At 60.2% G+C, this 17,563-nt stretch carries 16 protein-coding genes; 10 read left to right on the top strand and 6 right to left on the bottom strand.

The genetic code is table 11. The features are described 5' to 3' along the window. Nucleotides 1-11: 11 nt before the first annotated feature. Both NN484_RS26410 and NN484_RS26405 read right to left on the bottom strand, forming a co-directional pair. Nucleotides 12-827, bottom strand: a complete 816-nt coding sequence (locus NN484_RS26410; protein WP_215501147.1) for an ABC transporter ATP-binding protein — start codon at nucleotides 825-827, stop codon at nucleotides 12-14. Then, nucleotides 824-2,422 carry an ABC transporter permease gene (locus NN484_RS26405; RefSeq protein ID WP_274658301.1) on the bottom strand — a complete coding sequence of 533 codons (1,599 nt, stop codon included), beginning with the start codon at nucleotides 2,420-2,422 and terminating at the stop codon, nucleotides 824-826. Before NN484_RS26405 ends, NN484_RS26410 begins: the two co-directional genes overlap by 4 nt. 396 nt (nucleotides 2,423-2,818) lie before the next feature. On the opposite strand from NN484_RS26405, the gene NN484_RS26400 reads away from it, so the two are divergent. After that, nucleotides 2,819-3,832, top strand: coding sequence for an ABC transporter substrate-binding protein (locus NN484_RS26400; protein ID WP_274658300.1), 1,014 nt, complete (start codon nucleotides 2,819-2,821; stop codon nucleotides 3,830-3,832). 77 nt (nucleotides 3,833-3,909) lie between these two features. Here NN484_RS26400 and NN484_RS26395 read toward each other — a convergent pair whose 3' ends face one another. Next, nucleotides 3,910-4,830, bottom strand: a complete 921-nt coding sequence (locus NN484_RS26395) for a LysR family transcriptional regulator (RefSeq protein WP_127648478.1) — start codon at nucleotides 4,828-4,830, stop codon at nucleotides 3,910-3,912. Nucleotides 4,831-5,011: 181 nt separating this feature from the next. Here NN484_RS26395 and NN484_RS26390 point away from each other — a divergent pair, with 181 nt between their 5' ends. Beyond that, on the top strand, nucleotides 5,012-5,932 hold the full coding sequence (locus tag NN484_RS26390; RefSeq protein WP_274658299.1) for a TauD/TfdA dioxygenase family protein: 921 nt from the start codon (nucleotides 5,012-5,014) through the stop codon (nucleotides 5,930-5,932). Nucleotides 5,933-6,014: 82 nt separating this feature from the next. On the opposite strand, the gene NN484_RS26385 is transcribed toward NN484_RS26390, so the two are convergent. Then, entirely contained in the window at nucleotides 6,015-7,631 is a 1,617-nt protein-coding gene (locus NN484_RS26385; RefSeq protein WP_274658298.1) for an alkaline phosphatase family protein, read from the bottom strand. A gap of 190 nt (nucleotides 7,632-7,821) precedes the next feature. Next, on the bottom strand, nucleotides 7,822-8,766 hold the full coding sequence (locus NN484_RS26380) for a LysR family transcriptional regulator (protein ID WP_274658297.1): 945 nt from the start codon (nucleotides 8,764-8,766) through the stop codon (nucleotides 7,822-7,824). Nucleotides 8,767-8,931: 165 nt separating this feature from the next. Here NN484_RS26380 and NN484_RS26375 point away from each other — a divergent pair, with 165 nt between their 5' ends. Together NN484_RS26375 and NN484_RS26370 are read left to right on the top strand one after the other, a co-directional pair. After that, nucleotides 8,932-11,292, top strand: coding sequence for a TonB-dependent receptor (locus NN484_RS26375; RefSeq protein WP_274658296.1), 2,361 nt, complete (start codon nucleotides 8,932-8,934; stop codon nucleotides 11,290-11,292). A 257-nt stretch (nucleotides 11,293-11,549) separates the two neighbouring features. Next, entirely contained in the window at nucleotides 11,550-11,876 is a 327-nt protein-coding gene (locus NN484_RS26370) for a hypothetical protein (protein WP_274658295.1), read from the top strand. Nucleotides 11,877-11,966: 90 nt separating this feature from the next. On the opposite strand, the gene NN484_RS26365 is transcribed toward NN484_RS26370, so the two are convergent. Next, nucleotides 11,967-12,272, bottom strand: a complete 306-nt coding sequence (locus tag NN484_RS26365; protein WP_127648484.1) for a hypothetical protein — start codon at nucleotides 12,270-12,272, stop codon at nucleotides 11,967-11,969. Nucleotides 12,273-12,628: 356 nt separating this feature from the next. Between NN484_RS26365 and NN484_RS26360 the strand changes: the two genes are divergently transcribed. The 6 genes from NN484_RS26360 to NN484_RS26335 all read left to right on the top strand — a co-directional run bounded on the left by NN484_RS26360 (nucleotide 12,629) and on the right by NN484_RS26335 (nucleotide 17,498). Further along, on the top strand, nucleotides 12,629-13,444 hold the full coding sequence (locus tag NN484_RS26360; protein ID WP_215501155.1) for an energy transducer TonB: 816 nt from the start codon (nucleotides 12,629-12,631) through the stop codon (nucleotides 13,442-13,444). A 45-nt stretch (nucleotides 13,445-13,489) separates the two neighbouring features. Continuing rightward, nucleotides 13,490-14,215, top strand: a complete 726-nt coding sequence (locus NN484_RS26355) for a MotA/TolQ/ExbB proton channel family protein (protein WP_096797442.1) — start codon at nucleotides 13,490-13,492, stop codon at nucleotides 14,213-14,215. Between the two features lies 1 nt (nucleotide 14,216). Continuing rightward, entirely contained in the window at nucleotides 14,217-14,618 is a 402-nt protein-coding gene (locus NN484_RS26350; protein ID WP_003220570.1) for an ExbD/TolR family protein, read from the top strand. Nucleotides 14,619-14,883: 265 nt separating this feature from the next. Further along, nucleotides 14,884-15,465, top strand: coding sequence for an alpha/beta hydrolase (locus tag NN484_RS26345; protein ID WP_215501157.1), 582 nt, complete (start codon nucleotides 14,884-14,886; stop codon nucleotides 15,463-15,465). A gap of 59 nt (nucleotides 15,466-15,524) precedes the next feature. Then, entirely contained in the window at nucleotides 15,525-16,445 is a 921-nt protein-coding gene (locus tag NN484_RS26340) for a sigma 54-interacting transcriptional regulator (RefSeq protein ID WP_127648488.1), read from the top strand. Nucleotides 16,446-16,700: 255 nt separating this feature from the next. Then, complete coding sequence (locus tag NN484_RS26335; protein WP_127648489.1) at nucleotides 16,701-17,498, top strand: MetQ/NlpA family ABC transporter substrate-binding protein; 798 nt, start codon at nucleotides 16,701-16,703, stop codon at nucleotides 17,496-17,498. Nucleotides 17,499-17,563 lie beyond the last annotated feature (65 nt).

The following is a 17,563-nucleotide window of genomic DNA, read 5'->3' as shown; positions in this document are numbered from 1 at the left end:
TACAGCTCCTCTCAGCAGGCAATGAACGACAACGGCAGATCGCGGATCTGCACCGGCACGCTCGGTTGGTAATGGTCGTCACTGGTCAACTCGTGCAGCAGCTCTTCACGCAACTGATGGAAGTCGAAACTGCTGCGCTGGCGCGGATGCGGCAGCGCAATGTCGACCACCTGCTTGATTCGTCCCGGACGCGGCTCCATCACCACCACGCGGTCGGCCAGAAAGATCGCTTCCTCGACGTCGTGGGTGACCAGAATCGTGGTGATTTTCGCCCGGTCACGAATCGCCAGCAGCTCGTCCTGCATTTGTTGACGGGTCAGTGCGTCGAGCGCGCCGAAGGGTTCGTCGAGCAGCAGAATGCGCGGACTGGCGACGAGGCCGCGAGCAATCGCCACGCGCTGCGCCATGCCGCCCGAGAGCTGGTGTGGATAGGCGCGGGTGAAGTCGCGCAGGCCGACCAGTTCGATGAAATCGTTGATGCGTTGCTGCTTTTCGGCGGCGCTCAGTGGCTCGTTGACCAGGCCCAGGCCGATGTTGTCGGCCACCGTCAGCCACGGAAACAAACGGTGCTCCTGAAACACGATGCCGCGCTCGCCGCCGATGCCGCTGACGGCTTTGCCGTCCACCGTAATCTGCCCGCGAAAATGCGTGTCGAGGCCCACCAGCAAGCGCAGCAAGGTGGATTTGCCACAGCCGCTGGAGCCGACGATGGCGACGAATTCGCCCTCGGCGATGTCCAGGTTGAATTCGCGAATCGCCTCCAGTTCGAAACCGTCGACGTCGAAGGATTTGCCTACGTGGGTGAAGCTGACAATCGGTGCGTTCATGCGTGTCTCCAGCGAGTGGCGCGAATTTCCAGGCGTTGGCCGATGAGGTTGAGCAGGGCGCCGGTGAGGCCGACCAACAGCATCCCGGCCATGATCAGGTCCATGCGCAGCAGCTGTTGCGCGCCGATCATCTGGCTGCCGATGCCGCCGTTGGACGGCATGAAGTATTCGGCGCCGATGGTGCCGAGCCAGGCGTAGATCAGGCTTAGGCGCAGCCCGGCAAAAATCCCCGGTGCCGCACCCGGCAGCACCAGGCGACGCAGGCGTTGGCCGAGGCTCAGGCGCAGCACTTGCGCGGCTTCATTGAGTTGTGGCGAGAGGTTGGCGACGCTGCGTTGGGTGGCGATGAACAGTGGGAAGAACGCGGCGAGGGCGACGAATACCCACTTCGACAATTCACCCAATCCGAACCACGCGGTGAGCAGCGGCACCCAGGCAAAAATCGCAATCTGCCGCAGTGCTGCGAGGGTCGGGCCGAGCAGCCGTTCGCTGGTGCGCGACAGGCCCAGCAGCAGGCCGAGGGCGAAACCGAGTCCGCCACCGAGCAACAAACCGCCCACAGTGCGGCCGAGGCTCAAGGCCATGCCGCTGATCAGCGTGCCGTCGAGCAGACCGTTCGTGGTCGTTTCCAGCACCGCCAGCGGGCTGACCAGGATGTTCGCGTCGATCCACTGCTGATCGCTCGCCACTTGCCAGACGCCGAGCAGGGCCAGCGGCAACAGCCATGGTTGCAGACGTTGCCAGCCTTCATAACGCAGGCCACGGCGGATTTCTGCGGTGGCCGGGTGCGGCCAGTGCACCAGTTTGCGGTCGAGCAAGCCGATGCCGCGATCCATCGCCACGCCGAGCAGGCCGATGACCACGATGCACACAAACACGATGTCGAGCATGAACAGCTGTCGCGCCCAGACCATCAGGTAACCGATGCCTTCGCTGGACGCCAGCAACTCCACCGCCAGCAACGAAGTCCAGCCTGCGGCCAGGGCCAGGCGCACGCCGGCCATGAACGCCGGAAGCGCGGCGGGCAGCACCAGGCGGCGGATCAGCAAGTAGGGCGGCAGGCGCAATACGGCGGCGGCCTCGCGCAGTTTCGGTTGCGCATCACGGACGCCGACCAGCGTGTGCAGGGTCACCGGGACCACGATGGCCTTGATCAGCACCACCAGTTTCAGCACTTCGCCGATGCCGAAAAACACCATGAACAGCGGAATCCACGCCAGTGTCGGCACTTGTGCGAGACCGGCGAACGTTGGAAAGATCAGCCGTTCGAGCCGTCGGCTGAAACCCAGCGTGGCACCCAGAACTGCGCCAGCGGATATTCCTGCCAGCAAACCCCAGAGCAGGCGTTGCAGGCTGATCCACAGGTGACTCCACAACTCACCCTGGGACAACTCGACAGCGCTGTTCCACACCAGCGATGGCGCCGGCAGGATCTGTTCGCTCATCCATTGATTGCGCGCAGCCAGCCACCACAGGGCAAACAGGCTGATCGGCAACAGCCAGGGCAACAGGCGTCGGTTCAGGCTTGGCCACGCCCGTCGACTTTTGAGTGGCGGCGCGGGCAGCGGCAGGCTGAGCGGGGAATGACGGGCCATGAGTGACCTCCGTTGTCGGGTTGGATCGGGATCAAGATCAAAAGATCGCAGCCTTCGGCAGCTCCTACAGGGGGATGCGTCCGTGAATTCACTCGATAGGAGCGGCCGAAGGCTGCGATCTTTAGCGGCATTAGCTAAAAACAATAAGTTATAAGCGCTGTGCTAAAAATTAGATTTGGAGATAAGCAGCGCCATTTAAGGCCTCCAGCCCGACGCGCATCCAATGCATTCGAAGAATATTTTCGATGCTGTTAATGCATATGCCGCTGCAAGCCGCGCCGTTGCTTGTTTAGCGTTAAAAGCTATAAAAATGTGCATTTATAGTATTTAAGTGAAGGTCACGCTTCGGCCTACTTTCGGCTCCTCAACGCCTGTCGTGATCAAGGAGCCGTACCCATGAACTTTCCCTTCAAACGTGTCTTCAGCCTGTTGACCATCCCGGCGCTGGCGGGGCTGCTGGCCTTTACCGCGCACGCTGACGAACTCAAGGAAATCAGGATCGCTGTGCCAGACCTGAGCGCTGGCACCCAGCACAGCGGTGGCGGTGTGGTGGACGTGCTGCGGGATCGGCAGATCTTCGAAAAGGCCTTCGCTGATCAGGGCATCAAGATTCAATGGAGCTTCTTCAAAGGCGCCGGGCCGGTGATCAATGAAGCGTTTGCCAACGGTCAGGTCGATCTGGCGTATCTGGGCGATCTGGCGGCGATCATCGGCAAGTCCAATGGCCTCGACACGCGTTTGCTCAGCGCCAGTGCGCGCGGGGTGAAGCAGTATCTGGGCGTGGTGCCGGGCTCGGGGATCAAGACCTTGCAGGACCTCAAGGGCAAGCGCGTGGCGATCTTCCGTGGCACCGCCACGCAGTTGTCGTTTGACGCGGCGCTGGCCAGTCAGGGTTTGAGCGAGAAGGATCTGAAAGTGATCAACCTCGACTTCAGTGGGGCGGTCGCGGCACTGGCGGCCAAACAGATCGACGCGTCGTGGGGCAGTTCAGGGCTGACGGCGCTGAAAGCCAAGGGGCTGGCGGAATTGCCGCTGAACACCAAGGACCTGGGCGGTGCCGGCAGCGTGCAATCGGTGCTGGTGGGCGCCGGCAAGTTTGTCGACGGGCATCCGGAGGTCGTGGCGAAACTGCTCAAGGCGCAGCAGCAGGCGGTGGAGTGGTTGACCCAGGACAGCAACAAGGACGCTTACGTGCAACTGGTGTCGGGGCTGGCGAGTTATCCACCGGTGATCCTGTCGCAGGACCTGCAGGATCAGAAACTCAGCGAAGTGTTCCCGTCGACGCTGGACCCGGTGTTCCTCGGCAAATTGCAGGACTCGGTGGACCTGGCGGCGCAGCAGAAGCTGATTCGCAAGCCGTTCAAGGTCAGCGATTGGGTGGCGCCTGAGCTGGCGGCGGCCAAGCTTTAAAAGCAAAAGATCGCAGCTTTCGGCTGCGCCTGCATAGATTGATGTAGGCGCTGCCGAAGGCTGCGATCTTTTGATCTTCAAACGACCATGCTGACTTCCTGTTTATCCACCGCCACCAACGTCTCGATCATCGCCCGCGCCGCCGGCGACAGCCTGAATCCGGTACGACTGACAATCCCGCAGCGCGCGTTCATGCTCTCCAGATTCTGCGGCAGGTTGCGCCAGTGCAGCAGCGCCAGCGAACCCTGGGCAATGTCCTCGACGAACGCCTCTTCCGTGCCCACGCCAATCGCATTCGATTGCAGCACGACCTTCACCAGCGCCGGGAAATGCTCGGTCTCGATGGTCGGCGAAAAATCGATCCGGCCACTGAGGTTCGCCAGCAGTTTGCGGATCCCCGGCGGGATCAGTGTGGTCGCCAGCGGGTAGTCGAACATGTCGTTGGTCGAGAGGCTTTCCTTGGCCAGCAACGGGTGCCCCGGGCGGCAGAAAAACACCCCGCGCTTGGGCGTCAGCGCCTGGGTCTGAAAGTTCGGATCGGCCTCGAAATGGCGAATGTCAGCGATGAAGAATTCGATCTCTTCGCGGCTCAGCGCACGGCTGAGTTTTTCCCAGTTATCCACCTGAAAACAGGTGCGCACTTTCGGGTGCGCGTTGATGAATTGCGCCACCGCATCCGGCACCAGTTTCACCGCTGGCGCCGGGCCGCAACCGAAGTGCAGTTCACCGGCATCGAGCTTGGTCATCTGCGTCACCTCGGCACTGAGCAGCGCCGCGCCCTGGACCAGGGTCAGGGCGTGTTGCAGCACCACCTGGCCCTCGGGCGTGGGGCGCAGATCCTTGTTGCCACGATCCACCAGCACGCAGCCGAACTCTTGCTCCAGCCCTTGAATGCTGCGGCTGAATGCCGGCTGGGTGATGCCCATCGCGTCCGCCGCGCGGACAAAACTGCGGTGTTCGTTGAGGGCGATGAAGTAACGCAACTGGCGAAGATCCATATGCTTTTCCGGCATCCTAAAAATAGCTCGAAGGCATTTGCGACGAGGGTTGCTTGAGGTTTTAAATGCAAGCTCTTATTCCGTCAACGAAGCATGTGAATATCTATTAGATGTAAATGGAATATAGATAGAGCGATGTTTCGCTGCCGTCCAACCGCAAGCAGTCGATGAGGGTCTACCCATGAGCAATGCCGCACTCGCTGTAAAACCCGCTGTCCACGTGCTGGAAATCCATCCGGTGGCCGGTCGTATCGGCGCCGAGATTCGTGGTGTGCACCTGTCCGGTGAACTGGACGCCGCCACGGTCGAAGCCATCCAGCAGGCGCTGATCCAGTACAAGGTCGTATTCTTCCGCGAGCAGACTCAACTCGACGATCAGCGTCAGGAAGCCTTCGCGCATCTGCTCGGTGAACCCGTGGCGCATCCGACCGTGCCGGTGCGTGAGGGCACACGTTATCTGCTGGAACTGGACGGTGCCGAGGGCCAGCGCGCCAACTCCTGGCACACCGACGTGACCTTCGTCGACGCCTACCCGAAAGCCTCGATCCTGCGCTCGGTGGTGGCCCCGGCCTTCGGTGGTGACACCCTGTGGGCCAACACCGCGACCGCGTACAACGAACTGCCGACGGAGCTGCGCGAGTTGGCGGACAAACTGGTCGCCGTGCACAGCAATGAATACGACTACGCCGGGGCCAAGCCGGACGTCTCGGCGGAAAAGCTCGAGCGCTATCGCAAGGTCTTCACCTCGACGGTCTACGAGACCGAGCACCCGGTGGTGCGCGTGCATCCGATCAGTGGCGAGAAGAGCTTGCTGCTGGGGCATTTCGTCAAGCGCATCAAGGGCTATTCGCAGGCTGATTCGGCACACCTGTTCGGCCTGTTGCAGAGCCATGTGATTCGTCAGGAAAATACTGTGCGCTGGCGCTGGAAGGCGGGTGACGTGGCGATCTGGGATAACCGTTCGACCCAGCACTATGCGATTGATGATTACGGCACTCAGGACCGCATCGTGCGCCGGGTGACGCTCAAGGGGGAGGTGCCGGTGGGGGCTTCGGGGCAACGTAGTCAGACGATTAAAGGTGCCGAGCTCGTCGGCGTCTGATCGGGCCTCTTCGCGAGCAGGCTCGCTCACAGGGGAATGCATTCCAAATGTGGGAGCGAGCCCGCTCGCGAAGCCTTTTTCTTCACCAGACGCCGATTTGAACGACCTTCTCGGTCTCCGGCTCTCCATATCGAAACCGCTGCCCGCGCACATCAATCTCCTGATGACTGATCGTGGTCCGCCGCTTCAACCCGCGCAGCCATTCAAACAAATACCCCGCGTGTTCCTCGCGCACTGCCGCGTACGCCGGATCTTCACCCAAATCGCGCAGTTCCTGCGGATCATTCAACAAGTCAAACAACTGCGGCCGGAAGCCGTCGTACGCCAGGTATTTCCAGCGCTCGCTGCGCACCATGGTCATGCGGCAACGGTCGATCGGCTGCCCAAGTCGCTCGCGTGCCGGGGCCTGGAAGGCGTAGTCGTATTCGCTGATTGCATAGTGGCGCCAGTCAGGATTTTCACCGTGCAACAGCGGGATCAGCGAGCGTCCCTCCAGCCGATGCTCGGCCCCCGGCAAGCCCAGTGCCTGCAGAAACGTCGGCAATGCGTCGATGGTTTCTGTCAGGCGCTCATCCACCGTGCCACGGGTGATGTCCGCCGCCGCGCGCGGGTCGCGCACGATCAGTGGCACGCCCACCGCTTGCTCCAGCAAAAACTCCTTCTCGCCCAGCCAGTGATCGCCGAGAAAGTCGCCGTGATCGCTGGTGAACACGATCAACGTGTCCTCCCAACGACCGTTGCTCTGCAGAAAATCGAACAGCCGCCCGAGCTGATCATCCACTTGCTTGATCAGGCCCATGTAGGTGGGGATTACATTCAATCGTACTGAATCACGGGAGAAGTTGAGGCTTTCCTCGTGCTGGCGAAACGCCGTGTATACGGGGTGTTTACTGGCTTCGGAGGGCGTCGCGCGGACCGGTTCGAGAATCGATTTCGTACTGTACAGGGTGTGGTATGGCGCCGGTACGATGTAGGGCCAGTGCGGTTTGATGTAGGACAGGTGCAAACACCAGGATTTGTCACCTTGCTCACCGATGAAGTCGATGGCTCGATTTGTAGTGTAGACAGTCTCTGAAAATTGCTCGGGAATTCGTGCTGGCAAATGCGCATGACGCATCTGCCAGCCGCTGAGGATTTCCCCGTTCTCGCCTTCGGCGGCGTTAGCCCAGTCGTGCCAGGGGTTGCGGCCGTCGAAACCCTGCTCGCGCAGGTAATGGGTGTAGGGCGCGGATTCGCGTTTGTCGTCGAACAGCGGGTCGTCGGGAAAGATCCCGTCGTGGCGAAAGTACGGTTCGAAGCCGACCTCGTTGAGCACCTCGGCTTGCGCGCTGTCCGGGTTGATCGCCAGGCGCTGCAGGGCATCGACATTGGCCGTGGCGTGGGTCTTGCCGACCAGCGCGGTGCGGATGCGGTGGGGGCGCAGATAGTCGCCGATGGTCAGTTCTTCCAGCGGCAGCGGCACGGCGTTCCACGCCACTTGATGGCTGCTGACGTAACGCCCGGTGTAGGCCGACATGCGCGACGGCCCGCAGATCGTGCCCTGGGTGTAGGCGCGGCTGAAGCGCACGCCGGCGGCGGCCAGGCGATCGATGTTCGGCGTGTGCAGATGCGGGTGGCCGTAGCAGGACAGGTAATCGCGACGCAGCTGATCGCACATGATGTACAGCACGTTGCGCACGGGTTTTGGCGGCTTGGACATGGGGTTCACCGGTCAGAGAGACAGGTGAGGGTTTTCGCTTTCGGCGGGGGTGTTCGGCAAGTGCATTTGGGGAATGGGTTTTATGCAGTGGATGCATCGGCGCCTGGGCTGACGCTATCGCGAGCAGGCGCACTCCTACAATTGGAATGCGATCCATGGTAGGAGTGAGCCTGCTCGCGATAGCGGTTGATCAGACCGCAAAATTCTCCAGCGAACACATCTCTTCCTTCACCACATCAATCGCCTTGATCTGCTCAATCATCGCTTCCGCCAACGGCGACAACCGATACCCTGCGCGGCTGACAATCCCGTAGCGGGTGTACAGCTCCTCCAGATCATCGGCCAGGCCCTCGATCTTCAAACACACCAGCTCACCCTTGGCCTGATGCAGCGCATCGGAGTACGCTCCAACAATCCCGATCGCCTCCGAACGCAGTACCACACTGAGCAGGCTCGAGCTGTTTTCGCATTCCACATTGGGTGTGAAATCCGGGCGGCCGCTGAGGTCGACGATCACCTTGCGCAGGTTCGGCGGACGGATGCTCACCGCCAGTGGATAACTCATCAGTTGCTCGGCGGTGACCCGTTCAACAGTGGCCAGCGGATGCCCGGCACGACAACAGAAATGCCATTTGCGCGGACGCAATCGATGGGTGAGGTAATCCGGATCGGCCTCGAAGTGTCGAGTGTCGGCGACGAAGAATTCGAACTCTTCACTGAGCAGGCGTTTGCTCAGGCTCTGCCAGTCATCGACCTGAAACTGCACCCGCGCCTTCGGGTAACGCCCGATGAATGCGCCGATCGCTCGCGGGATCAATCCGGCTGCCGGCGCCGGCCCACAGCCGAAACGCAGCTCGCCGGCCTCCAGGCCATTGAACTGGCTGATCTCGTTGGCCATTTGCTGCGCGCCACTGACCAGCCGTCGCGCATGTTCGAGCAGCACCTGGCCTTGTTTGGTCGGCGGCAGGTCCTTGCGGCCGCGATCGACCAACTGACAGCCGACGCTGTGTTCCAGCGCCTGAATGCTGCGGCTGAACGCCGACTGCGACAGGTTCACCACCTGCGCGCCAGCGACGAAGCTGCGTTGTTCGGCGAGGGCGATGAAGTGTCGTAACTGGCGCAAGTCGATATGCATTTTTCACATAAAAAATATCCGGGAAATGCATTGGATATGCATTAGGTCGACTCCTTATAAAGGCAATCTCTTATGCAGTAAATATTTGTAAATCCATAAATAAATAACTTAAAAGAATATGCAGCGCTGAAGATGTCTGTGTGTTTTTTGACCAGGAGCCGCGCCATGAGTCCGTTGAACCTTGCGTCACCCTTAACGCCACGACGGCTCAAACGCCTGCTTCTGGCCCTGTTGCTGGCAGGGAGCGCCAGTTGGACGCACAGCTACGCCGCCGACGCTGAAAACCCGCCGCCGGTGTCTGCGGGCAAACCGACGGCCAACAGTTCGCAACTGGAAACCGTGACCGTCACCACCCGCCGTCGCGAAGAAAGTTCGCAAGACGTGCCGACGCCGATGAGCGTGGTCAGCGGCCAGACCCTGGAGACGCAGCGGGTCTACCGGATTCAGGATCTGCAGCAACTGGTGCCCAGCGTCAACGTCGCCTACATGCACGCGCGCCAGTCCAGCGTGTCGATTCGCGGCCTGGGCAACAACCCGGCCAGCGACGGCCTGGAAGGCAGCGTCGGTCTGTACATCGACAACGTGTACCTGGGCCGTCCGGGGATGGCAGTGTTCGACCTGATGGACATCGAACAGCTTGAAGTCCTGCGCGGGCCGCAGGGCACGCTGTTCGGCAAGAACACCACCGCCGGGGTGATCAACATCAGCACGCGCGCGCCGACCTTCACGCCGGAACGCAGCATCGAAACCTCGGTCGGCGAGGACGGTTATTTCCAGACCAAGGGCACCATTTCCGGGCCGCTCAACGATCAACTGGCCGGACGCTTTTCGGCCTATCGCACTCGCAGCGACGGCGACATCAAGAACGAATACAACGGCCATGACCTGAATGGCGGATCGCGCGATGGCTTCCGTGCGCAGTTGCTGTTCAAGCCCAACGAAGATTTCAATCTGCGCTGGATCGGCGACTACAACGAAGAGGACTCCAGCGCCGGCACGCGCGTGCTGTACAACACCGGGCCGACTATCAACGGCGTCAACCTCTATCAATCGCGAGCCAATGCCGCTGGCGCGACACTGGTCAACGGGTCGCACCGCAAGGTCAATCTGGACAACGACCAGCACGTCACCGTGCATCAGGGCGGCACGTCGGTGGAGGCCAACTGGACGTTGCCGAGCGATTTCACCCTGACCTCGATCAGCTCCTACCGCTTCTGGAATTTCACCCCGGCCAACGATGATGGCCTCAACGTGGCGGCGACCTATAACGCCGGCGTCTCGGTGGAAGACAAACAGTACTCGCAGGAATTCCGTCTGGCTTCGCCCAAGGGCGAGTTCTTCGATTATGTGGTGGGCGCGTACTACTTCGGCTCGGATCTGGACAACAAATCCTTCGCCTATTACGGCCCGCAGGCCGACATCTGGAATGGCACGCCGCGCGGTGCCCTGGCCAATGTCGGCAGCGTCGGCAATGGCCATATCAAGACCGACAGTTTCGCGCTGTTCGCCCAAGGCACCTGGCACCTGACCGAGCGTCTGGATTTCACTGCCGGAGTGCGCGGCACCTATGAAGAGAAAAACGCCTGGGTCACCCGCGATGCGCCAGTCGGTGGCGCTGCGGTGACCGGCGCAGCGGCCACCGCTCGACGCGGACGTACCGGTGCCTACGACTCCGGCGATCTCAATCAGTACAGCTCCAGCCCGTCCGGGTTGCTCAACCTCAGCTATCGCATCACCGATGATCTGCTCGGCTACGCCACCCTGTCCCACGGCGAAAAATCCGGTGGGGTGAACCTCGCGGTGGGGTCTGCGCCCACCGCTGGCGCCGACTCGCTGCTGATCGGCACCGAGCGCGCCAACAACGCCGAACTCGGCTTCAAAAGCACCCTGTGGGATCGCCGTCTGCAGCTCAACGCCAACGTGTTCTGGACCCAGGTCAACGCCTACCAGACCAACGCCTACGACGACGTCAATCGCGTGCAGTACCTGACCAATGCCGGCTCCGTGCGCTCACGCGGCGTCGAGTTTGAAAGCACGGTGATCCCGCTGCGTGGCCTGACCCTGAATTTCAACGGCTCGTACAACGACGTCAGCTACCTCTCGTACAAAGATGCGCCGTGCCCGCCGGAAGTCAGCCAGGCACCGGGCGCGCCGGCCTCTTGCGACCTCAGCGGTCATCAGGTGGTCGGCGCTTCGAAATGGATCGGCAACGCCAACGGCGAATACAAATGGAATCTGGCCAACGGCTTCGAACCCTACGTCACCGCCAGCTATGCGTTCCGTTCCAAAGCCGTGGGCACGGTCGAGGATTCCGACTACGGGCAGATCCCGAGCTACGCCGTGGTCAACGTCTCCACCGGCCTGCGCGGCGACTTCAACCAGGGGCAGTGGGACGTCTCGCTGTGGCTGAAAAACGCCTTCGACAAAACCTACTACACGACCCTGTGGACCGGCGGCAACGGCGGCTACGAAGGCCTGCTCGGCACCCCGCGCACCCTCGGTGTGACCGGTCGCTACGACTTCTGATTGGATCGTTCAAGGCGCTGCATCATGTTGCCCGCCATTGGCGTGCAGCAGACCAACGTGAGTCATTAGTAGAAATGGAATTAATGCTCGACGGATTGGCAATAACTTATGAGTAACCAGAACAGTGGTTATTGCAATTTCGTTAGTTTGTGGCGTGGACAATATTTGAATGTCGAACCATCCTGACTGTCGTGAGTTTCCAGGAGGAAACTTGCTCTCATCGGAAGACACTTATCCAACGATAAAGGAATCTCGTTATGTCGAGCATTAATGGCAATTATGTAAACGCTAACGCTGGCGCCAAACTGACAATTACCGATGGCAACGATTCCAACGGCACTTTCAGCGGCAAGTTCAGCCAGAACGGCGTGAACTACGACATCGCTTATGGGCATTACCATTTCCAGAACAGCACCGGCCAGCCTACGATCATCACGTTCACGGCCCTCAATGACGGCACGGGTTATCAGTCCTGGACATTGTTCTCGCCGGACCACAACTATTCGAAAGTTCGTGCGGTTGGCTCACGCAATAACTTTGATGGCGATGTTGTAGGGCTGGCCGGGGAATTCGTAAAACAATAAGCACTGTAAATAAGAGCCGCCATACCCTCATCGGGTATGGCGGCTTTTTTATAGGCGGCGCATGTGTCTGATATTTCCCTTCGGCAACATTCAGTTGCCGTCGATCAAGATACACGTTTGTGCTTTACAGCCCTTTGCCTGACTGAGCGTGACAAACTTGAATCCCGCCTCGGGCGTCGAAGTTGAGACGGTCAACGCCGATGATTTGTAGTCTTTGGCCTGAAAGTGTTCATCCGGCAAAACCACACCGCGCCACTTTCCCTGAAACACATAAATCGGAAAACCGGTTTTATTGGTGATTTCCAACTCAACCGGGGCCGTGTCCCTGGCAGTGGCGAGCGATAGCGGCGCCAGTAATAGCGCCATGTAGATCAATGTCCATTTGCTTGATTGCATGCTTACTCTTCCTGAGTCGATTGATAACGCGATAGCGATCTAATGCGCTCGTGACAACTCATGCAATGTGATTGTTGTAAGTGGGCATGTAGACGAACCCATACCTTGTACGAATATTTCTGATGCTTGAAAAGCATCGGATTTCGTCCGTTCGGCTACAGCCCTTGATTGGCATGGGGCTGCGAAAAATGATCAGTTCTCATATTTCCGAATGGTCTATGTATAACCTGAAAAATTACTTTCGGAGATAAGCGTCAGACCCAATGATTAACCCATCGATCTGTCGTGGGGGATTCAACAAACGGCGGATCGGCAGTTTTTGTAGAGAACGCAAAAAGACCGCAGGGAGTGAATCAATGGGCAATGTCCAGACCGCCGCCAGCGCACAGGAATTGCTGTGGCGTCAGACGCCGAGCGGCGAATTGGTCGATCTTGGCCGACCTCATCGCGTGCCGTTGGGCCAGTTGCGTTTGCAGCGCGCGCCCAAGGGCATTCTGAGCCGACGCGAAGCGATCCTGCTGGGTGTGCTGGCGCTGGTGGTGCACGGTGCGGTGATCTACTGGATCAATCAGCATCCGACACCGGCGTTGCCGATCGTGCCGCCGGAAATTCCGCCGATGACCATCGAGTTTTCGCGGCCGGCGCCGCCAGCACCGCCAGTGGTCGAACCGCCGCCACCGGCGCCGGTGATCGAGCCGCCACCGCCGGTTGAAGACGAACTGGCGGTGAAGCCGCCACCGCCCAAGCCGATCCCCAAACCCAAGCCGAAACCGGTGGCCAAACCGGTTCCGAAACCGGCGGCAAAAGCCGTTGAGCAACCACCCGCGCCGCCGCAACCGGCAGCCCCGGTCGCTGCGCCAGCGCCACCTGCACCACCGGCCCCAGCGCCGGTGACACCGGCCTCGGCCAACGCCGCGTATTTGAAGAACCCGGCGCCGGAATACCCGTCGCTGGCCCAGCGTCGCGGTTGGGAGGGCACGGTGATGCTAAGGGTGCACGTGTTGGCCAATGGCAAACCGGGCGAGATCCAGATCCAGAAAAGCAGTGGCCGGCAACAGCTCGACGATGCAGCGCTGAACGCGGTCAAGCAGTGGAGCTTCGTCCCGGCCAAGCAGGGTGATGTTGCCCAGGATGGCTGGGTCAGCGTGCCCATCGATTTCAAGATTCATTAAACCGAAACCTATTTCGCGCTAAACGTTTACACGAGGGAACACATCATGACGTTACTGGCATCTCCACTGGAATCCATCGAAAGCGCGGTGATCTGGCTGCTGGTGGTTTTTTCCGTCGCCACTTGGGGGCTGGCCCTGCTCAAGGCTGTGCAGTTCGGGCGTCTGAAGGCGCAGGATCGCAAGTTTCATAAGCGCTTCTGGGCGGCGTCGAGTCTGGATTCCGCCGCCGAGTTGAGCGAAACCCAACCCGGGGCTGCAGCCAGGGTGGCGCAGGCCGGTTACGCGGCGATTCAGGTGGGCGAGGCGCCACAGGCCAATGACCTGAGCCAGGCGATCAACCATCAGGATCGACTGGAGCGCGCCTTGCGTCAGCAGATCGTGCGCGAACGCCGTTCGCTGGAAACCGGTCTGGCGGTGGTCGCGAGTATTGGCAGTACTTCGCCGTTCATTGGCCTGTTCGGCACGGTGTGGGGAATCATGGAGGCGTTGAAAGGCATCAGCGCGGCCGGCTCGGCGAGCCTGGAAACCGTGGCCGGACCGATCGGTGCAGCACTGGTCGCCACCGGTGTGGGGATCGCCGTCGCGGTGCCGGCGGTGCTGGTTTACAACTACTTTTTGCGGCGTCTGAAACTGACCGCCGCGGATCTGGATGACTTCGCTCATGACTTCTACAGCCTGGCGCAGAAGAGCTCGTTCCGCGTGCTGATCCACCCGACCGCGAACAAGGTAGCAGCGCCGGGCAACGCGACAAAAGTGAAGGAGGCGTCCTGATATGGCCTTCTCCACGCAAGACAGCGACGAGGTGCTGAGCGAGATCAACGTGACGCCGCTGGTGGACGTGATGCTGGTGCTGCTGGTGGTGTTTATCGTCACCGCGCCGCTGCTGACCAACGCGATTCCGATCAACCTGCCGAAGACCGAAGCCGTGGCGCCGGTCGAGCAGAAAGACCCGCTGGTGGTGAGCATCGACGGCGCCGGCAAACTGTTTATCAACAAGGATGAGATTCAGCCGGACCTGCTGGAATTCAACCTCAAGTCGGCGAAAGCCAAGGACCCGGAAGTGCGCGTGCAACTGCAGGCCGACGACGGGGTGAACTACGGCGAAGTGGCGCGAGCCATGGCTTCGATCGAGCGGGCGGGGATTACCAAATTGTCGGTGATCACGGCGCGGTAACAGGATTTTCGTTTTTCCGGGGCCGTCTCCTTGGCAGGGTGCGGCCCTTTTTTATCCCGAACGGCCCTGCTCTGTAGGAGCTGCCGAAGGCTGCGATCTTTTGATCTTAAAAAACAGGGTCAAAAGATCGCAGCCTTCGGCAGCTCCTACAGAGAGCGATTTATATTCGTTTCAGGTATTAACAAATAGCTTCTTATTCCTTACCGAATATAAATCCCGTCCCTATACTCGATCAGGAACAGACACGACGCAGGAGAGCTCCCCCATGCGCAACGAATCAATCCGCTATCTGATTGTGCCGGGCTGGCAAGGATCGCCAGAAGATCATTGGCAAACCCACTGGCAAAACAGCCTGCCCAACAGCGCCCGGGTGGAGCAGGCCGACTGGCTGACGCCACGACGTGAAGACTGGGTCGCTGCGCTGGCCGAGGCGATTGCCGCCGACAGCACGCCCGTGATCCTGATCGCCCACAGCCTCGGCTGCGTCACCGTTGCGCATTGGGCGGCCACTGCGCCGCTGCAGTACCTGCGGCAGGTGCGCGGGGCGTTGCTGGTCGCGCCTGCGGATGTCGAGCGTCCGACCTGCGCGCCGGCGCTGCGCAATTTCGCCCCGATCCCGAGCGATCTGCTGCCGTTCCCCAGCCAGGTCGTCGCCTCCGACAATGACGCCGCCGTCAGTGCCCCGCGTGCACTGGAACTGGCGCGTAACTGGGGCGCCGAGGCGGGGATTCTCGCCGGGGCCGGGCACATTAACGTCAAGTCCGGGCATCAGCGCTGGGAGCAGGGGTTCGCTTACCTCTATCGCCTGCAAAACCGCCTGGAACACCACGCCCGGCGTCGCGCTTGAGTTGTACATTTTCTTTTTGATCGCCCCCGTCTCCCGGCGGTTGTGGGCGGGAGTCTGCCATGAGTTTTGAAACGTTCGGTCAGCCGTTGCTGACCTTTCCCGATGCGGAAAAAAGCCCCCTGAGCATCCGCGCCAAGGCGCTGGTCTTCGTCGATCCACGTTCGCGCCAATTGCGCGAAGAGCTGGAGCACCTGGCACCGCGTGCCATCTCGGTGTTGATCCGTGGCGAGACCGGTACCGGTAAAGAGCTGCTCGCCCGCCACATCCACCGGGCCAGTGATCGCAGCGGTCTGTTCGTCTCGGTCAATTGCGGCGCGATCAGCCCGACCTACGCCGATGCCGAACTGTTCGGCTATGCCGCTGGCAGTTACACAGGCTCGGCCAGCAGCCGCGCCGGCTGGTTCGGTTCGGCCAATGGCGGCACGTTGTATCTGGATGAGATTGGCGACCTGCCGTTGCCGATCCAGATCAAATTGCTCGCCGCTCTGGAAAACCACGAAGTTACCCGTGTCGGAGCCCATCAGCCGAGCCCGGTGGACGTGCGCCTGGTGGCGGCGACCAGCATCGACCTGGCGCAAGCGGTGGACGCAGGGAAATTCCATGAACGGCTTTATCACTACCTCAGCGAAGGGCAACTGGAATTGCCGGCGCTGCGCGAGCGAATCGGCGACATCCTGTCGCTGGCGGAATATTTTCTCGGCATCTACAGCCAACGCCTCGACCTGCCGGTGCCGTTGATCAGCGAAGCGGCGCAACACCTGTTGGAGCGCCACAGCTGGCCGGGCAACACCCGCGAGCTGGAAAACGTCATTCACTTTGCGCTGCTGGTCAGCACTGGTGATGAAATCCTCCCGGAACACCTGAACCTGCCACCGGCGCGGGTGCAGATCGAAAGCCAGATCAAACAAATCCTGGGAAATGGCACCGCTTCCGAGCAGCAGGCGCTAAAGCAGTTACTGAAAGACGTCGGGCTCATGTAGGAGTTGCCGCAGGCTGCGATCTTTTGATCTTCAGCGGTTTCAAGCTATTGAAAATCAAAAGATCGCAGCCTGCGGCAGCTCCTACCTGTCTATCTCGCGTGTATGAGCAAAATGGAATATCAAAGTGAATAAACGTTATTGTCCGGGAATAAAAAATCCCGGTATTGTCTGCGTCACGCCAGAGATAGCACTTCACTGGCACTCGTATTAATAGCCGTCGCCATCCGCGATCGTGATTCTCGATAAGGACACTGCATGAAAAAGGTTCTGTTGTTTACCGCATTGGCGGCTGCTCTGACTGCTGGTCTGGCCCAGGCCGGCGAGAAACTGGTGGTCGCGGCGACCCCGGTACCGCACGCTGAAATCCTCGAGCTGATCAAACCGACCCTTGCCAAAGAAGGCGTGGATCTGGAAATCAAAGTCTTCACCGACTACGTGCAACCGAACGTGCAAGTCGGCGAGAAGCGTCTGGACGCCAACTACTTCCAGACCAAGCCTTACCTGGACAGCTTCAACGCTGGCAAATACAAGGATGACAAGTCCAAGTACCTGGTCACTGTACAAGGCGTGCACGTTGAACCGTTCGGTGGCTACTCGAGCAAGTACAAGAAACTGGCTGATCTGCCGGACGGCGCCACCATCGCCATCCCGAACGAAGGCAGCAACAGCGGCCGTGCCCTGATCCTGCTGCAGAAGGCTGGCCTGATCGAACTGAAGGATCCGAACAACGCGCTGGCGACTCCGAAAGACATCGCCAAGAACCCGCACAACTTCAAGTTCAAGGAACTGGAATCGGCCCTGCTGCCACGCGTGCTGAAAGAAGTTGATCTGGACATGATCAACACCAACTACGCGCTGGAAGCCAAGCTGAACCCGACCAAGGACGCTCTGGTGATCGAAGGTGCCGATTCGCCTTACGTGAACTTCCTGGTGGCCCGTGAGGACAACAAGAACAGCGACGCCATCAAGAAACTGGCTGCGGCCCTGACCAGCCCGGAAGTCAAAGCGTTCATCGAGAAGAAGTACAACGGCGCGGTACTGCCGGCGTTCTGATCTGACGCCTGAACTACCCTTTCAAAGTATGAAAACGCCGATGGCCAGTGATGGTCATCGGCGTT

The sequence above is a fragment of the Pseudomonas serboccidentalis genome (assembly GCF_028830055.1).
GTDB lineage: Bacteria > Pseudomonadota > Gammaproteobacteria > Pseudomonadales > Pseudomonadaceae > Aquipseudomonas > Aquipseudomonas serboccidentalis.
Note: the sequence above shows the minus strand (reverse complement) of the source record. Positions and strands in the feature narration are given on the sequence as shown.